The sequence below is a fragment of the Saccharospirillum mangrovi genome (assembly GCF_003367315.1).
Classification (GTDB): domain Bacteria; phylum Pseudomonadota; class Gammaproteobacteria; order Pseudomonadales; family Natronospirillaceae; genus Saccharospirillum; species Saccharospirillum mangrovi.
Genome location: NZ_CP031415.1, coordinates 282423 through 301166, shown reverse-complemented (window position 1 = coordinate 301166; position 18744 = coordinate 282423). Strand labels below are relative to the sequence as shown.

Annotated in this window: 13 protein-coding genes; 3 read left to right on the top strand and 10 right to left on the bottom strand. The window is 56.9% G+C overall.

Features of this window, described 5'->3' with window-relative positions; translation table 11 throughout:
- Positions 1-5: 5 nt before the first annotated feature.
- A complete protein-coding gene (locus DW349_RS01460; protein WP_108127475.1) occupies positions 6-1034 on the bottom strand; it encodes an MBL fold metallo-hydrolase in 1029 nt (342 codons plus the stop codon).
- Positions 1035-1212: 178 nt separating this feature from the next.
- On the opposite strand from DW349_RS01460, the gene DW349_RS01455 reads away from it, so the two are divergent.
- Entirely contained in the window at positions 1213-1824 is a 612-nt protein-coding gene (locus tag DW349_RS01455; RefSeq protein WP_108127477.1) for a TetR/AcrR family transcriptional regulator, read from the top strand.
- A 4-nt stretch (positions 1825-1828) separates the two neighbouring features.
- Here the strand turns inward: DW349_RS01455 and DW349_RS01450 are convergent, their stop codons facing one another.
- Positions 1829-2119 (bottom strand): HlyU family transcriptional regulator, encoded by a 291-nt coding sequence (locus DW349_RS01450; protein WP_108127478.1) that lies wholly within the window; start codon positions 2117-2119, stop codon positions 1829-1831.
- A 474-nt stretch (positions 2120-2593) separates the two neighbouring features.
- Entirely contained in the window at positions 2594-3604 is a 1011-nt protein-coding gene (hemH, locus tag DW349_RS01445; protein WP_108127480.1) for a ferrochelatase, read from the bottom strand.
- A gap of 233 nt (positions 3605-3837) precedes the next feature.
- Here hemH and DW349_RS01440 point away from each other — a divergent pair, with 233 nt between their 5' ends.
- A complete protein-coding gene (locus DW349_RS01440) occupies positions 3838-7308 on the top strand; it encodes a PAS domain-containing hybrid sensor histidine kinase/response regulator (RefSeq protein WP_108127481.1) in 3471 nt (1156 codons plus the stop codon).
- On the opposite strand, the gene DW349_RS01435 is transcribed toward DW349_RS01440, so the two are convergent.
- The 7 genes from DW349_RS01435 to DW349_RS01405 form a co-directional block, all read right to left on the bottom strand.
- The gene (locus DW349_RS01435; RefSeq protein ID WP_108127483.1) at positions 7309-7965 is read right to left on the bottom strand and encodes a response regulator transcription factor; all 657 of its coding nucleotides are present in this window, start codon (positions 7963-7965) and stop codon (positions 7309-7311) included.
- Positions 7966-8236: 271 nt separating this feature from the next.
- Positions 8237-10120, bottom strand: coding sequence for an FG-GAP repeat protein (locus DW349_RS01430; RefSeq protein WP_108127485.1), 1884 nt, complete (start codon positions 10118-10120; stop codon positions 8237-8239).
- Positions 10121-10337: 217 nt separating this feature from the next.
- Positions 10338-12284, bottom strand: a complete 1947-nt coding sequence (acs, locus tag DW349_RS01425; protein ID WP_108127487.1) for an acetate--CoA ligase — start codon at positions 12282-12284, stop codon at positions 10338-10340.
- Positions 12285-12448: 164 nt separating this feature from the next.
- Positions 12449-14854, bottom strand: a complete 2406-nt coding sequence (locus tag DW349_RS01420; protein WP_108127489.1) for a Lon protease family protein — start codon at positions 14852-14854, stop codon at positions 12449-12451.
- A gap of 29 nt (positions 14855-14883) precedes the next feature.
- Positions 14884-15678 (bottom strand): thymidylate synthase, encoded by a 795-nt coding sequence (gene thyA, locus DW349_RS01415; RefSeq protein WP_108127491.1) that lies wholly within the window; start codon positions 15676-15678, stop codon positions 14884-14886.
- On the bottom strand, positions 15675-16502 hold the full coding sequence (lgt, locus tag DW349_RS01410; protein WP_108127493.1) for a prolipoprotein diacylglyceryl transferase: 828 nt from the start codon (positions 16500-16502) through the stop codon (positions 15675-15677). Before lgt ends, thyA begins: the two co-directional genes overlap by 4 nt.
- An 87-nt stretch (positions 16503-16589) precedes the next feature.
- On the bottom strand, positions 16590-17585 hold the full coding sequence (locus tag DW349_RS01405; protein WP_108127495.1) for a glutathione S-transferase family protein: 996 nt from the start codon (positions 17583-17585) through the stop codon (positions 16590-16592).
- A gap of 191 nt (positions 17586-17776) precedes the next feature.
- Here DW349_RS01405 and DW349_RS01400 point away from each other — a divergent pair, with 191 nt between their 5' ends.
- Entirely contained in the window at positions 17777-18709 is a 933-nt protein-coding gene (locus tag DW349_RS01400) for a sensor domain-containing diguanylate cyclase (RefSeq protein ID WP_108127497.1), read from the top strand.
- The last annotated feature ends 35 nt before the right edge of the window (positions 18710-18744 follow it).

Here is an 18744-nt window from a genome sequence, read left to right as displayed (position 1 = left end):
TCAGCTCACTGCATTAACGGCCGCCACCAGGCTTCGGTCTGGCTGTCGGCCACACCCGCCAACGCCAAGGGCGCGCCGATGCGCGGCGTCACCAGCGACTGACCCTGGCTTTCTGCCAGCGTCGCCAACCGCTCCAGCGGATCAAACCAGGCGTGTAACGCCAGATCGAAAGTGCTGTTGTGAATCGGAAACAGACGATTGGCGTTCAGGTCGCGATACGCCTGCCAGGTTTCCTCCGGTGTCATGTGCACGCCCGGCCAGGCCGGGTCGTAAGCACCTGTTTCCATCAGCGCCAGATCAAACGGGCCGAACGCCGCGCCAATGGTTTTGAAGCCGGAAAAATAACCGCTGTCGCCGCTGAAAAAGATTTTCTGCGTCGGCGTCTCGATCACCCACGACATCCACAAAGTCGCATCGCGATCGAACAAACCGCGGCCGGAAAAATGCTGCGCCGGCGTAGAGGTAAAGCGCAGCGAACCGATTTGCGCCGACTCCCACCAACGAAATTCCTGAATTTTTTCCGCCGCCACGCCCCACTCAATCAGGGTCGCCGCCACGCCTTCCGGCACCAGGAAACGCGCCACCTTATCGTGCAGTTGGCGAATGCTGGTTTTGTCCAGATGGTCGTAATGGTTGTGGGAAATCAGCACGCCGGAAATGGCTGGCAAATCCTGCGCCTGAATCGGCAATTCGTGAAAGCGTTTTGGCCCGGCCCACTGCACCGGCGCAGCGCGTTTCGACAACACCGGATCGGTCAGCCAGATTTCGCCATCCAGCCGCAACAGCAACGACGAATGGCCGAGGCGATAGAGCCGGTCGTCGTCTCCGGCCAACAGCTCCGCCGCGGTCATTTGCTCAACGGGAATCACGCCCGGCTGCGGTTGTGAGCGGTCACTTTTCTCGAAGAAATACCGCTTGAGAATGCTCAACATCGAGGCGTTGGGGCGCATCGGATCAATGTTGGTGTAACGGCCGTTATCGGTGTTTTTTTCCGATCCGGTCTGAACCTGAGTGGATGTCAGTTCGTGAGCCATAAAGCCTCCTGTCAGCGCAATGGCAAGCGCCGCCGCTGTCACAGCCAAAGTACGGGGTTGCATAAGTGGAATCCCAAACAGCGACGCAAAAACTATACGCATCAGTTTACTTTTAGGATTTAAAGAGTAAACCGGCGAGTGTAATATTGTGACTTCTTGCCAACTCAGACGAAGCACTATGACCGTCAAACTGAGCGTCAGCGCGCGCAAACGCCAAGCCATCCTGGAAGCGGCCGCAGAGGAATTTAAGGACTTCGGATTTCAAGGCGCCAACATGGATCGGGTCGCCAACCGCGCCGAGGTGTCCAAGCGCACCGTCTACAACCACTTCGCCAGCAAAGAAAGTTTGTTCGAAAGCATCACCCGCCAGATTTGGCACCAGGCGCAAACGGCTACGGATGTGCCTTACCAAACGGACGCCCCGCTGGAGGCGCAGTTGCTGACCATCGCCGAGCGCGAACTGGCATTGCTGCAATCGGCGGATTATTTACGGCTGACGGCTGTGGTGCTGACCGAATTTGCGCGCTCACCGGAATTGGCTGAACGGGCCAGGCATTGGATGGAACAAGAGGAAAGCGGCGCGCGGCGCTGGATGGGGCTGGCGGTGGCCGACGGCCGGCTGAACACTGACGATCCGGAAACCGCCACCACCCAGTTTTTCAGCCTGATCAAAGGCCGCGCCTTCTGGCCGCAGATGATCGGCCATGCGCCCATTCCCGATGCAACCGAAATGGCGCGCATTGCCCGCAGCAGTGTGGCGATGTTTCTCGACCACTACGGGCACCATTAACGCTTTAGCGGTCGAACAGAGAATCGCCCAGCTGGTCGATCATCAAACGGGCTTTGAGCACGGTGAAATCGCAGGCTTCGTCCTGGCCGGCAACCAGATCGGACCGGATGAACGAATGTTTTTTCTCCGGGTCCGCCACAGATTCAATCTCCCCGCTGACACGAAACTGCCCACCTTCCACCAGCGGCGTCGGTGTGATGCGGTAGCCGTTGTATTCCACCGTCTCACCGCGAACCTGCTTGGCACCGCCGGCAGACGCCGAACCACCAAACCAGTCTTTCAGAAACTTGAACATGCGTGACACCTTTTTGCCTGTTTGGAAGGGGCCGGGATTGTAACGCCTTTGGCGCACAGTGGCGTCAAAAACGCGACCGGCGCACCCGGCTATCAGTGAAAACGATTACAGAAACCACACAGTTGTTTCCGGCGATGTTACTGGCGCCTGCGAAGTGTTACCGATTCACACGTCAAGAAGCCGTAAACGAGAATGAAACTGATCGTTATTTGATCAGTCAATTTTAAATTATTGTTTTAAAAGGATTTTTTAAAACTGGCACAGCACCTGCTCTTATCCCCGCACAACGATAAAGACGCCCCTCAATAACAACAACAACGGGGTGAGATAAGAACGATAAGCGCCCATCCAAAAACAAGAACAAGGGCGCTGTTTTTATTTAAGGCCTGCCAAAAACAAGAACAAGGCCGCTTAACACTCTCCGACCCGTCCCGAATTTCCCCAGTCTGTTTTCTACTTTTCAGTCCAGCCCTTTCAGCGCCAGCCCGACAATTCCTGCGTCACGATGGTTTCCAACATAGCGATACTGTCGTCACTGTCGTTCAGGCACGGCAGCACGTCACAGGCTTCGCCACCGGCTTCCAGAAAGGTACGGCGCCCTTCGATGCCGATTTCTTCCAGCGTCTCAATGCAGTCCGATACAAACGCCGGCATCACCACGGCAATGCGCTTGACGCCCTGCGCTGGTAACTGGCTCAACACCTCGGCGGTGTAGGGTTTCAGCCATTGCGTTGGGCCAAGCCGGCTTTGAAAGGTGATGCGAACCCGGTCTTCCGGCCAACCCAGGGCTTCGCGCACCAGGCGTGCGGTTTTCTGGCAATGGCAGTAATAAGGATCGCCCAGGTCGAAGTATTTCTGCGGCAGACCGTGGAACGAAAACAGCAGCACTTCCGGTTCCTGATCCAACGCGCCGAGCTGCGTTCTGATGCGCTGCGTCAGCGCCTGCACGTGCGCCGGGTGGTCGTGCCAGGGATGGGCGACCCGCAACGTCGGCTGCCAGCGTTTGCGTTTCAGTGCGTCGAAAACCGCATCGGTGACCGACGCCGTGGTGGTGGCCGAATATTGCGGGTAGAGCGGCACCACCAGCAGTCGATCGCAACCGGCGTCTGCCAGCGCATCAATGCGTTCGGCGATAGACGGCTTGCCGTAACGCATCGCCCAATCAACCACGACATCGTCGAACCGTTCCTGCAAACGCTCCGCCTGCCGCCGGGTGTAAAAACGCAGCGGCGATTCATTGCTGTCGGTCAGCCAGATCTTGCGATACGCCTCGGCCGATTTACGCGGCCGGAACGTCAGAATGGGGCCGTGCAGCACCGGCCACCACAGCAGCGGATGCAATTCGATGACACGACGGTCGGAGAGGAATTCTTTCAGATAACGCCGCACGCTCCAGTAATCGGTCGCATCCGGCGTGCCCAGATTAACCAACAAAACGCCAAGGCGACCAAAACGAACGGGCGGGTGTTGCGTGGATTCTGTCATTCACTGCTTCCAGAACTGAGGCGACGCTAACGTGACTGTCGCGTCGCTGACGATTCAACCGGTGACACGGGTTGATAGTTATACGCTTCAAACGGCTCAAGATTAAATTTGCCCGGCCTATCGGCCTCATGCGGTGCCGTCAGCGCTTTCTGATACTATTCGCAACAGCCGCCGCCTGAGATCACCGCCGACGCGAGCGGCGCCATAATAACAAAGACGAGGTTGCCTAGGTGATGAACCCCTGGTCCATCTTCATGCTGGCGTTAGGCTACGTGACGCTGTTGTTCGGGCTGGCGCTGTTTGGCGACCGCCAGAAAGAAAGACGCTGGCCCAACTGGGTGAATGCGACCATCTACGCCTTGTCGCTGGCGGTCTATTGCACCAGCTGGACGTATTACGGTGGCGTCGGCCGCGCTGCCAGCGGCGGTTGGGATTTTCTGCCCATCTATCTGGGCCCGATGCTGGTGTTTATCTTCGGCGGCCCGCTGCTGCACAAGCTGGTCAAGATCGGCAAACGCCAGAACACCACGTCCATCGCTGACTTTCTCGCTTCACGCTACGGCAAACGCAACGGCATTGCGCTGCTGGTCACCGGCATTTGTACGCTGGCGGGAGTGCCTTACATCGCGCTGCAACTGAAAGCCGTGACGACCAGTCTGGAAGTGCTGGTCGACCCGGCAATGATGGTGCAAAGCGGCATCACCGACACCGCTTTGATGGTGGCCCTGGCGATGATCTGTTTCGCAGCGCTCTTTGGCACACGCCAGGTCAACGTGTCGGAACACCATCGCGGCATGATGTTCGCCATCGCGTTTGAATCGGTGGTGAAGCTGGCGGCGCTGATCAGCCTGGCGATTTTCGTGATGTTTGTGTTCTTCACCGGCCCGGGCGAATTTGCGCAGGTCTACCGGCAAATGGGCGTGTTCAACTGGAACGGCCCGTCGCTGAACTTCATCACCCAGGTGATTCTGGCGGCCAGCGCCATTCTGGTATTGCCCCGGCAGTTTCACGTCACCGTGGTGGAAAACACCGACCGCGCGCATGTGAAGGTCGCGCGCTGGGTATTCACCGCCTATCTGCTGCTGATCAGTCTGGTCATTCTGCCCATCACCACCGCCGGTTTGTCGCTGTTCCCGGTTGGCAGCGTCAACGCCGACACCTACGTGCTGCTGATTCCCCAAGCCAGCCAGCAAGACTGGCTGTCGGCGCTGGTGTTCATCGGCGGGTTTTCAGCCTCGACCGCGATGATCGTCATCACCACGCTGACGCTCTCGACCATGCTCAGCAACGACGTCGTTTTACCGCTGGTGATGCACCGCCGACTGGCAGAGCCGCACGCCCAGGTCGGCCCTTTGCTGATTCTGGTGCGGCGCGGCGCCATCATCGCGGTGATTCTCGCCGCCTGGCTGTACCACCACTCGTTCGGCACCATCGACGAACTCTCCACCATCGGCCTGTTGGCGTTCTCACTGGTCGTGCAACTGATGCCCGCTTTGATCGGCGGGCTGTACTGGACCAAAGGCAACGCCTGGGGCGCCTATTCGGGCATGATCGTCGGCACGCTGATCTGGGGCTGGACGCTGATGCTGCCGACACTGGTGCGCTCCACCATGCTGCCGGAATCGTTGCTGAGCGACGGCCTGTTTGGTTTCAGTTGGCTGCGCCCGGAAGCCTTGTTCGGGTTTGAATTCACCGACTCGTTAAGCCACGGCGTCTTCTTCAGTTTAATCGCCAACGTCACGCTCTACGTCTGGGTATCGCGCCGCACGCATCCGAGCCTGAACGACCGCATGCAGGCCACCGCCTACGTCAAAATGGACGAGCATCTGCACCAGTTGGGCCAGGTGCCGAAGAAGATCACCATTCGCGTGGCCGATATGGTGTCGATGCTGGAACGCTTCGCCGGCGTTGGCCGCAGCCGCGAACTGGTCGAAGACTTCGAACGCGTCAACCACCTGCAACTGCACGATCAGGAACCACCCGCGCCGGATTTCATCCGCTACGTCGAACGCACGTTGTCGGGCGTGATTGGCGCCAGTTCGGCGCGCGCCTTGATGCATTCGGCGTTGTCTGGCCGGCATTTGAATTTTGAAGACGTGGTGACTTTCTTCGACGAAACCACCCAAGCCATTCAGTTCAACCAAAAGGTGTTGTCAGCGACGCTGGAAAACATCGACCACGGCGTCTCGGTGATCGACCGCGACATGCGTCTGGTCGCCTGGAACCGCAAATACCTGGAAATGTACGCCTACCCCAAAGGCATGATTCGCGTCGGCGTGCCGGTCGCCAGCCTGGTGCGCTACAACGCCGAACACGGCGAATGCGGCCCGGGCTCACCGGACGAACACGTCCGCCGCCGGCTGGAACATTTAAAACAAGCCTCGCCGCATCGCTTTATTCGGGTACGCAGCGATGGCTCGGTGATTGAAATGCGCGGCAACCCCTTGCCTGGCGGCGGTTTTGTAACAACGTTCAACGACATCACCGAATTCGTGCGCGCTCAGGACGAGCTCGAAGAAGCCAAAAACACCCTGGAAATGCGTGTTGCCGAACGCACCGAAGCGCTGCGCGACGAGATCAAAGAACGCGAACGGGCCGAGGCCGCCCTGTTCGCCGCCAAGAGCGAAGCCGAACGCGCCAACGCCTCCAAAACCCGCTTTCTGGCGCTCGCCAGCCACGACATTCTGCAACCGCTGAACGCGGCCCGGCTCTACGCCGCCTCGCTGACTGAGCAATGGCCCGGCGAAAGCACGCTGCTGAAACTGGACCAATCGCTGCGCACCACCGAGGAATTGATGTCGACCTTGCTGGAAATCGCCCGCCTCGATGGCAACGAACAGCCGGTCGAACCTGAATCCTTGAATCTGGGTGCGCTGTTCGAAAGTTTGCGCAACGAATTTGCGCCCGTGGCTGAAGAAAAGAACCTGATTCTGCGGGTGCGGGCAACGCAGTTGAGCGTGGTGTCGGTGCCCAATTCGCTGCGTCGGATTTTGCAGAACATGGTGTCCAACGCCATCAAATACACCCGCGCTGGCGGGGTGTTGCTCGGCGCTCGTGTGCGTGGCGATCGCGTCATCATTCAGGTTTGGGACACCGGCCTGGGCATCGAAGATCAAGACCTGAAGCGCATCTTTCAGGACTTCACCCGGCTCGACCAACACAGCCGCGAAGCCCAGGGCGTTGGCCTTGGCTTGGGCGTTGTCGCCCGGCTCAGCCAATTGCTGAATCACCCGGTCACGGTGCGCTCGCGGCCGGGGTTTGGCTCCTGTTTTGAAGTCAGCCTGCCGCGCGGCCAGATGAATCGTGTGGTGCCCTTTATGCCGGTGCTGGCGCATCGCGAACAGGGCGATTTCGGCTTCCGGGTCTTGGTAATCGACAACGAACCGCAGAACGTCGATGCACTGGTGACCTTGCTGCAACGCTGGGGTTGCCAGACCGATTTCGCGCACGGCTCCGACGAAGCACTGAACGCACCCACGCCGGATCTGGTATTGCTCGATTACCACCTGGGCGAAACCGAAACCGGCCTGAGCCTGTACCCGCGGTTGCTGGCGCGTTGGAACGACAGCGTGCCGGGCATTCTGATTACCGCGCACCCGGATGAACAGTTACGCGCCCAAGCGGAACAATTGGGGTTGGGGTTCCTGCGCAAGCCGGTCAAACCGGCAGCCCTGCGCGCTTTGCTGCGCGCCCGGGCCAGTTGATCAGCTTTGCAGGCTGGGGTCGGCTTCGATGACGAGACGATTGGCGAGAATCACCGCTTGCGTGCGGTTCAACACACCCAGTTTGCGGAAAATGGCGGTGACGTGCGCTTTGACCGTGGCTTCGGAAATCGACAGGTCGTAAGCAATCTGTTTGTTCAGCCGGCCGCGTTGTAACTGCTGTAGCACGCGCAGTTGCTGGTCGGTCAGTTCATTGATGCGCCGTGCGGTGTCGGCCATTTCGGCGTCTTCATCGCGGCTCGGCAGACCTTCCGGCCAGACTTCATCACCCGCCAATACCCGCGCCACGGCGGCCTGAATGGCAGCGGTCGGCGCCGACTTGGCAATAAACCCCAAGGCACCCAAGGCGCGGGTCCGAGCGATGATCGCCGGATTGTCACTGCCGGAAATCACGATCAGCGGTACATCCGGGAATTCCTTGCGAATCTGCACTAAACCGAAAAACCCTTCGCTGCCGGGCATGCGTAAATCGAGCAATAACAAATCGAATTCCGACCCGGTTTGCAGCAGCGCCCGCGTTTCTTCCAGCGTTGACGCCAGTTCGATGCGGCAGTCCGCCAGCTCGCCGGTGCGCAGCGCCATGGTCAAAGCATCACGAAACAGGGGGTGGTCGTCGGCAATTAACAGCTGATAGGGCATCAAAAGTTTCCTGGCGTGTAGCGGCCTGGGCAGAAACGTCGCAGCCGACCACTCTTATTGTTTTCGACAACAGTTTGACGGTTTTTCCAGCAAGTGTGAACCGCGCCACATAAAAAAGCCCGCTGAGACCCCGGTTACGGACAGACCGGCGGTGGCGGGTTGGTTTGGGGAAAGGCGTCCGAGGCGTAGTGCGCCTCGGACGGTAAAGCTCTTAAACAGAGCACAGCATTGCCGCCGAGGCAGGGTTGGAGCGGTGGCTATACCGCTTGAGTTAGTAGAGGTAGACCGCGCCGGAGTTGTTATCTATCTCATCCGATTGCTCAGCGTTGATGCCGGTGGCCGTGCCGGTTTCGAAGGTCGTACCCACGACCAGGGTTTCGCCATCGCCACTGATGGCGACGAAAGCGCCGAAAAGGCCTCCTCTACTGGGGCCAGCATTGCTGGATTTGAGGTAAACCGGGCTGAGCCAGGTGGTACCGCTGCGGCGGTAGTAATAAGCCGCGCCGACATCATTGGCGGTTGCTGTATCGTTGCCGGTTTCGCCTTCCAGCCCTGTGGCGGGGCTGTCTTCATAATCGGCCCCTACGATCAACTGCGAACCATCCCGGTTCAGGCTGACGGAAGTGCCGAAATGATCACCCGCATTGCGGTTGGGGGCTTTCAGATAGGCCTGTTGTTGCCAGGTGCTGGCGCCGTCGACATCGGTGCGGGTAAAGAGGTAGACCGCGCCGGAATTTTCCGATGCCGATGTGTCGGCGGCGTCGTCTTGCGGGGTGGGCTGTGCATCCCCCTGGAGGATACCGAAGGCGTTGCCGTCTTCCCCGGAGGCTCCCACTGCCAACGTCTGGCCATCGGCACTCAGGCTGAGGGCATGACCAAAGCGGTCTCCTGCACCGGCGTTACTGGCTTGGAGGCGTTGGTGGAATTGCCAGGGGTTTTCTTCCGCCTCGGTTCGATTGAACAGGTAGACGGCGCCGGTGTAACTGGCCTCGCGATCGGCCCCTACCGCCAATCGGGTGCCGTTGGCGTCCAGGCTGACGGAGACGCCGAACAGATCTTCACTCTGGGCATTTTCAGCCTGAACGGTCTGAACAAATTGCCAGGTAGCGCTGTCGCTCAATCGGTAGAGATTGACCGCGCCGTTACGTTCATCGTAATCCACATCTCCAAAGGCCGTTCCGCCGAAAGCCGCTCCCACCGCCAAAGCTGTGCCTTCGGCACTCAGGCTGACGGATAGGCCGAAATACTCACGGCTTTGCAACGCTTGGTCTTTGATATAGGCCGTAGCGTGCCAGGGGGCAGCGGTGTCTGCGTTGTTGCGGGTGAAGAGGTAGACGGCACCGGAGTATGTAGTCGACCCTTCAGGGTTGTTGTACTCCAGTTCTGCGGATTCGGGATTCATGGTAACGCCCGTTTGGGCGTTATTCTCATACAGCACCCCCACCGCCAACATTTGCCCATTGGCGCTCAGGCTGAGCGAGTTGCCAAAGTGGTCACCGGCATTCGGCAAGACCGCGTGCAGTTGCTGGTCTTGTTGCCATTCACCATTGGCATTCTGGCGGTAAACAAAGACTGTGCCGACTTCCCAGAGATAACCCGTCTTGTCCGGTGTGACCGCGGCAATATTGGCGCCCCCCACTGCCAGGGTAGTACCGTCTTCACTGAGTGCGATGGCGTTGCCGAAGCCTTCCAGTGGCGCTTCGTTGTCTTCAAGCGTGCCGCTTTTCAGTGCAAAGCCTTTGAAGTAGCCAATGCTGTTCACCAGTTGGGCGACGTTGTTCACCGAGACTTGGGTTTCACCCACTAACGGGCATTCGCTTTGGTCCGGCAGGCAAGCCAATAAACGGTAGTGCGCCTGGGTGCGTTGATAGAGCGGAACGGTGTGGCGGTATTGAGTGAGATCGGCGGCGATGTTGTCGGCAATCACTTGAAAGTCTGATTGGCCGTCGGGGTTTTCTTCCAGCACGTAGTGAGTGGCGTTGGGCACTGGGCTCCAGTCGAATACGAATTGCTTGGTTTGTTCGAAGCTTAGATTCAGAGCACCTAACGGCTCTGGTGTGGGTTCAGAAAGTACCGGTTGACTGAGAGCCAACAGAGCGCTGCCAATCAGCAACGCCAGGCTCCAGCTTGGGGTGGTGTTTTTGGTGTAGTCCATAGTGTTTTTCTCCCTGGAAAATTGAATGCGCTGAGCGAGCGGTTACCGCCACACCCAATCACCAGGCGATCATCACCTACGACCGTTTGAGTAAGTGTTTTAACAATCGTTATTTTTTCGCGATTTCGAGGGGGTTTTTGCAAATAGTTGGGCGGGCGAGTGTGTACGCATAAAAAAACCGGCCAAGGCCGGTTTTTGGGTATGGCAATAAACGGAATTATTGATTGAGGCGATGCTCAATCAGATCGTCCACTACCGATGGATCAGCCAGCGTGGAGGTATCGCCCAGGGCGTCGTGCTCGTTGGCGGCAATTTTGCGCAGAATGCGGCGCATGATCTTGCCGGAACGCGTTTTGGGCAGGCCGTCGGCCCACTGGATCAAATCGGGCGAGGCGATCGGGCCAATTTCCTTACGCACCCATTGCACCAGTTCTTTGGTCAGTTCTTCGGTCGGCGAAATGCCCGCCATCGGGCTGACGTAGACATAAATGCCCTGGCCTTTCACATCGTGCGGGTAGCCAACCACTGCGGCTTCCGATACGGCCGGGTGCGCCACCAGCGCGCTTTCGATTTCAGCGGTGCCCAGGCGGTGGCCGGAGACGTTCAACACATCGTCGACGCGGCCGGTGATCCAGTAATAACCGTCTTCGTCGCGGCGTGCGCCGTCACCGGTGGTGTAAACGCCGTTGTAGGTGCTGAAGTAGGTCTGAATAAAGCGCTCGTGATCGCCGTAGACGGTGCGCATCTGGCCCGGCCAGGAATCGGTGATCACCAGATTGCCTTGCACGGCGCCTTCCAGCGGACGGCCAGCGTTATCGAGCAGCGCGGGCTTGATGCCGAAGAAGGGACGAGTGGCGGAACCCGGTTTCAGGTCTGTCGCGCCCGGCAGCGGGGTGATCATGATGCCGCCGGTTTCTGTCTGCCACCAGGTATCGACGATGGGCAGTTGGCCCTTGCCGAATTGATTGTGATACCACTCCCAGGCTTCGGGGTTGATCGGCTCGCCGACCGAACCGAGCAGCCGCAACGACGACAGATTCACGCCACGGGTGGCTTCGTCACCTTTGGCCATCAGGGCGCGAATGGCGGTCGGGGCGGTGTAGAGCACGTTCACTTTGTGCTTTTCGACAATCTGGCCGATGCGCGCCACAGAAGGATACGTCGGTACGCCTTCGAACATCAGCGATTGCGCGCCGTTCGCCAGCGGTCCGTACAGAATGTAGCTGTGGCCGGTCACCCAGCCGACGTCGGCCGCGCACCAATAGACATCGCCATCCTGATAATCAAAAACGTATTGATGGGTGATGGAGGCGTAGACCAGATAACCGCCCGTGGTGTGCAGCACGCCTTTGGGCTTACCGGTTGAGCCGGAGGTATAGAGGATGAACAACGGATCTTCGGCGTTCATTTCCTCGGCCGGGCAATCGTCGGAGGCCTGAGCGACGGCGTCGTGATACCAGACATCGCGACCGTCTTCCCATTCCACCTTGCCGCCGGTGCGACGCACCACCAGAACGTGTTTCACGCACTCGGTGCCAGCCTGCTCTAACGCCTTATCGACATTGACTTTGAGCGGTACACGTTTGGAACCACGCAGGCCTTCGTCGGCGGTAATCACCACGTTGGATTCGCAATCTTCAATGCGGCCGGCCAGGGCGTCTGGCGAGAAGCCACCGAAAACAACAGAATGAATAGCGCCGATGCGGGCGCACGCCAGCATGGCGTATGCGGCTTCCGGCACCATCGGCATATAGATAGTCACCCGGTCGCCTTTCTTAACGCCAAGGTCTTTCAACGCGTTGGCGAGGCGGCTTACGTGGCCGTGCAATTCGCGGTAGGTGATGGTTTGTTTGTCGTCGGTCGGCTCGTCCGGCTCGAAAATAATGGCCGGCTGATTACCGCGAGTTTCCAAATGGCGATCGATGCAGTTATAGGCAACGTTCAAGGTGCCGTCCTGGAACCATTTGATGTGCAAATCTTTCTTGTCGAAGCTGACGTCTTTGACTTGGGAATAGGGTTTGAACCAGTCGAGCCGCTGTCCCTGTTCACGCCAGAAACCTTCGTTGTCATCGACGGATTGCTGGTAGAGGCGTTGGTAATCTTCGCTTTTAATCAGCGCCCGTTCACGGGCTGCATTGGGCACCGGATAGACTTTGCTTTCCATCTTATTTCCCCTGTTATTGTTCTAAATTCGGACCTAGGGACACCATTGTTGTGCTGGGCGGCCGACTCACAATGAGACATTAGTCGATTCACTGAAAGCGGCCAACCCACCGCGCCGCGCCCGGCATGACGCCGGTTGCGGCCATGGCCGATGGGCTAACGCCATCAGCCTTCTTCGTCAGTTTCCTGATAGTTTTCGAACAGCTGTTTAAGTGCAGACTGTGCACGGCCATTCAGGCTGTTTTCCGGGAACAGACCGGCAGCATCCATACGGCCCGGCGTTTGGCCGGTCAGCAATTCCAACGCCTGATACACATGCTGCACCGCCAGAATACGGAACTGACCGGCTTCGACTGCATCGATCACCGCTTTGCGCAACATCAGGTGTTTAACGTTGTCGGCCGGAATGATCACGCCTTCGTTGCCGGTTAAACCGCGCTGTTCGCAGAGTTTAAAAAAGCCTTCGATTTTTTCGTTGATGCCACCAACGGCCTGGACTTCGCCCAACTGGTTCATTGATCCGGTAATTGCCAGGCTTTGTTGCACCGGCGCCTGAGCGATTGACGACAACAAGGCGCAATATTCCGCGACGGTGGCGCTGTCGCCATCGACGTGTCCGTAGCTTTGTTCCATGGCAATGTGTGCCGACAACGTCAGCGGAAAACGCCGGCCAAAATCATGGCCGAGGAAACCGCTGAGAATCATCACACCTTTAGAGTGAATGGCCTGGCCCAATTCCACTTCGCGTTCGATATCGACCACGCCTTTGGCGCCGACGTGGACCGTTGCGGTGATACGCGCCGGCGAACCGAAACGGCTTTCACCGATTTCCATGACCGTTAAACCGTTCACACAGCCGACGCGTTCGCCTTCGGTGTCGATTAACACCGTGCCTTCCTGAATTTCCATCAGCATCTGATCGGCAATGCGACCGTTGCGATATTCCGCCGCGTTGAGTGCACGTTCGACGTGTTCGTAATCGATCACTTTGTCTTCATCGTGCCGGCACAAAAAGTCGGCTTCGGCGAAGACTTTAAAGACCTTGATGACTTGCGCTGACAAGCGATTTTGATGCTCGGCTTCGCGCAGACTGAACTCGATTAATCGCTCCAACGCACTGCGTGTTAGCGGACGCAAGCCTTTGTCTTCGCCATAGGCTTTGATGCGCAAAATTAAATTGTCGACGGTTTCCTGATTGCGCGGAATGAAATTATCGAAATCGACCGGCACCCGAAACAGCTCGTTAAATTCCGGGTCCCATTCCTGCAACTGGTAATAAATATCGCGCGAACCGAGCAAAATAATTTTCACGTTCAGCGGAATACTTTGCGGGCTGAGCGTGACGGAATGCATCAGACTGGCATCGATAAACGGCGACTCCATTTTCAGTTCGCGCGTTTTCAATGCCAGCTTTAACGCATCCCAGGCAAAGGGTTCGATCAACAGTTTTTCGGCGTCCAAAATTAAATAACCGCCGTTGGCTTTCAACAGACTGCCGGGGCGAATTAATTGAAAATTGGTCACCGGCATACCTTGCTGCGTGGCGTATTCAATGCGGCCGAATAAATTCTGATACGTCGGCAACATTTCATACACAACCGGCGCGCCGGAATTCATTTCGCGCTGCGTTAGCAGGTTGGGTTTTAAGTACGCTTGCAACGCCTGTTTGCGTTCCTGATCGGTGCGCGATTCCAGGCCCAACTCGTCGGCATAAAGCTCCAGAATCAGCGGCGGCAAATGCGTTTTTGTGGCACGCAGATAGCGCAATACACTCAACTGACTTTGGTATTTAACCTCCAATTCCTTGAGCATCGGCTTGATCGCCTGCTGCACGGTTTCGGTGTTCAGTTGGCGCAATTGTTCCGACGTATTGCGACGCCAGGTCGGCAATTCCAGCAACTGTTCGTTGAGGTATTCTTCAATTTCACTGATGCGCTTTTGAAACTCGCCGCGCAGCTCTTCCGGCAACTGGGCGAACTCGGTTTCGTCCAGCGCTTTGCCATCAATTACCGGCAACAACATAACGCTGTTGGAGTCTGATACCACCGCCACATCTTGCTGGTTGGCAAAGCGTTCGACGGTCGCCATAGCGGCGTCGTATTTCTGATTGAAATCACGATCGATGGCGGTGCGTTTGCGTTGGTAAGTCGGGTTTTCGAAGGCCGCCGGGAAGGTGTCCATTAAGTCTTCGATAAAGCTGTTGATCGCCTTCAACAAATCTTCGCCCCGCGCGGCGGGCAACTCCAACGTCATCGGTTCGCGCGGTGTTTCGAAATTGTTGATGTAGGCCCATTCCGACGGCGCTGCCTGGCTCTCAGCCAAGTCTTTAACGTAATTCGATACCAGCGATTGGCGGCCGGTTCCCGACTCGCCCATCACATACAGGTTGTATCCGGTGCCACGCATGGCGATGCCGAATTCGAGCGATTCTTTGGCCCGAGGCTGGCCGAGAAAACCACTGTTACCTTCCAGGTCGGCCGTGGTTTCGATGTTCAAATGGCTCAGGTCGACCTGAGCTTTGAGTTGCTGCGCCGCCAACGGGCGTAAGGATGCGGAATCGTACTGGGACATGAACTTCCTTCAGCGGGACAGGCCCGAGGTCAAACGGCCACCTCACCTTTAATGTGCGGATGTGCCTGATAATCGAGAATCTCAAAATCTTCAAAACGGTAGTCAAACAGACTGTCCGGTTTGCGTACAATCGACAAGCGCGGCAACGGGTAAGGCTCACGCGTCAATTGCAGATCGGTCTGGTCGTTATGGTTGGAATAGATGTGTACATCGCCGCCGCTCCAGACAAAATCACCGACGTCCAGATTCGCCTGTTGCGCCATCAGATGCGTCAGCAACGCATAAGAGGCGATGTTAAACGGCAGGCCAAGAAACACGTCGCACGAACGCTGATACAACTGACAGCTCAACCGGCCGTTGGCAACGTAAAACTGGAACAGGCTGTGACAGGGCGGCAGTGCCATCTGGTCGACGTCCGCCGGGTTGTATGCGACCACCAACATGCGACGGCTGTCCGGGTTGGCTTTCAGCGTGTGCAACACCTGGCTAATCTGGTCGATGGTGCTGCCGTCGGGCGTGCGCCAACTGCGCCATTGCTGGCCGTAGACGGGTCCGAGGTCGCCATTTTCGTCAGCCCATTCATCCCAGATTCGAACGCCGTTTTCTTTCAGATAGCGAATGTTGGTGTCGCCACTGAGGAACCACAACAATTCGTGGATGATGGAACGCAGATGCAGTTTTTTGGTGGTCACCAATGGAAAACCCTGCTGCAAATCGAAGCGCATCTGGTAGCCAAAAACGCTGCGCGTGCCAACGCCGGTGCGATCACCCTTGTCCGTTCCGTGGGCTTTAATATGGCGGATCAGATCCAGGTATTGCTTCATGCTCGTTTGCCTTTGGTATTGCCTGTTGCCGGCGTCTCGAACGTCGGTTTTCGGTATGCCCATACCAACATAATGACGCCGACCACAATCATCGGAACCGACAACAGCATACCTTGGGTGACGAAATTAAACGCCTGGAAGCCCAGGTGAGCATCGGGTTCGCGGAAGAATTCTGCGGCGATTCGTAACACGCCATAACCGACCATAAAGAAACCAGATACGGCCATGCGCGGACGGGGTTTACGACTGAACCACCACAGCACAATGAACAGCAACAAGCCTTCGCCGGCCATTTGATACAACTGCGAGGGATGCCGTGTCAGACCATCGACTTGCGGGAAAATCATGCCCCAGGGCACGTCGGTTGGCCGACCCCAGAGTTCGCCATTGATGAAATTGCCCAACCGGCCGAAGAACAACCCCGGCGGCACCAACGGTGCGACAAAATCGCCGACGGTGAAGATGGCCATATTGCGGCGTCTGGCAAAGAGAATGACGGCAATCACGACACCCAGGAAGCCGCCGTGGAAACTCATGCCGCCATCCCAGATACGAATCAGATAGAGCGGATTCTGGAAGAAGAGGTCGAGATGGTAGAACAACACATAACCAATGCGACCGCCGAGAACGATGCCCAGCACGATGTAAAACAGCAGATCGCTGACTTGTTCGGCGGTGAACCCGCGCCATGGCTGACGCTTCGCGCGCCAGATGCCCAAATAGAGTCCGGCGATAAACCCAAGCAGGTACATCAAACCATACCACTGCACCTGAATTGGCCCCCAGATGTGCAGCGCTACCGGATCAAATTGCGGATGAATCATCGGCGAGTCCTCAATATCAATCGTCGAATCATACCAGAGCCGCCATGGCGCTCCTATGACCGAGGGCACCGCTCTTGGCACACCGAGTTATTTGCCAAACCGGTCCCGATCATGCGGTGCGTCCAGACTCAACTGCGGCCCTTTGGGCACGACGCGATGGGGGTTGATGGTGTCGTGGCTGTAGTAGTAATGGCGTTTGATATGAACCAGATCTACCGTCTCGGCAATGCCCGGGTGCTGATAGAGATCGCGCAGATAGTTCTGTAAATTCGGGTAGTCCGCAATGCGCCGCAAATTGCATTTGAAATGCCCGACATACACCGGATCGAATCGCACCAGGGTGGTGAACAACCGCCAATCCGCTTCAGTGATTTGAGTGCCCGCCAGATAGCGATGTTGTGACAACAGGTCCTCCAACCAATCGAGACTATCAAACAGGGCGTTAAAGGCGTCTTCGTAGGCGTCTTGAGTGGTCGCAAAGCCGGCTTTGTAAACGCCGTTGTTGACGGTGTGATAAACGCGCTCGTTGATGTCATCGATGCGGCTGCGCAGCGCTTCTGGATAGAAATCCAGGGTGTTGCCTGTGACCGAATTGAACGCTGAATTAAACATACGAATGATTTCGGCGCTTTCGTTACTGGCGATGGTGTTCTGTTCTTTGTCCCACAGTACAGGAACCGTGACGCGCCCGGTGTAATCGGCTTTGGCGCGCAGATAGAGTTCATAGTGTCGTTTCAGACCATACAGTTCGTCACCGACAGGGGTCGCGCTGTCCAGAGCAGGGCCTTCATACACCCAGCCTTCATGCAACATATCCGGGTGTACAACCGAAACACCAATGTGCGACTCCAGACCTTTCAGCTTACGAAAAATCAACGCGCGATGGGCCCAAGGGCAGGCCATGGAAACAAACAAGTGATAACGACCGGATTCGGCTTTAAAACCGCCCCGACCACTGGGGCCAGGCTCTCCGTCAGCCGTCACCCAATTGCGGAAAAAAGCGTCTTCACGCTGAAATTTACCGCCAGTTTTGCTGGTGTCGTACCAACTGTCCTGCCATTGACCATTGACCAGAAGCCCCATAACCCCTCCACTGCATGACTCGCATCGTGCTGATTGATTCACTGAAAATACGCAACCGCATCATAGTGAACCCAGGGATTCATCACAGCAGAACTTCCTGACGCAGGCCTTCAGTATTTTTGAAGACCCGCTAAGGACGCCGCATAAATACTGAACTATGCTTAGCGCAAATCTGAAGGTATTGCGGTTCTATGGAAATGGATGTTCAGACAATACTGAACGAAACCTTGGAAGCGACGCAGGTCGGGATCAACATTTGCGACTCCGATGATCGATTCATCTACTGCAATCCTGCCTGCGCCAAACTCTTCAATTTGCCGGTTGAACGCATCCTGGGCAGGTCGTGGTTCGATGTAATGCGACACGCCTATGCAGAGAAAAGTATTCTTGCCATCGATACCGATGACATAGAAGCCTGGCTCGACAAAGCTCGCCATAATCGTCAGTTCGATGGCTACCGTACGTTTGAACTCGACACTCGGGATGGCCGCTGGTTTTTGTGTTCCGAATACCGCCACCCATCCGGCAGTCTTGTATTTCAAGCGACAGAAAATACCCGCCAAAAACGTCTGGAATTACAGCTGATAGAGACCAAACGCCAGCTGGAAGAACTGGTGAGTCACGACGACCTGACCGGCCTCTTTAATCGACGCTATTTCCTCGAAGAATTAAATCGAACGCTGACACAGACCGACCCTCAATTCAGCGACTCCAGCCTGTTGATGATTGATCTCGATTACTTCAAATCAATCAACGACAACTATGGCCACGCCAGTGGCGATTGGGTGCTTCAGGAATTCAGCCATATGCTGCCAGAGTTGCTGCGACCTTATGATCAGGCGGCTCGCATTGGCGGAGAAGAGTTCGCCGTGTTTTTACCCGGCACTCAATCAGTCGAAGGGCAACGTATTGCCGAACGAATTCGCAAAGCTGTCGCCGAACACAATTGGCCCGACATCGATGACGATTTCCAACTGACACTGTCCATCGGCGGCATCACATGCAGGCCGGGAGTTGTTGCCCCAGACGAGCTTCTGGCAAGAGCAGACAAAGCGCTTTATCAAGCTAAATCCAGTGGGCGCAATCGAGTGGTGTGGGAAGGCACGGACATCTCCGAGGCGTAAAAAAGGCGACTGTGTAGTCGCCTTTTTTACGTCCT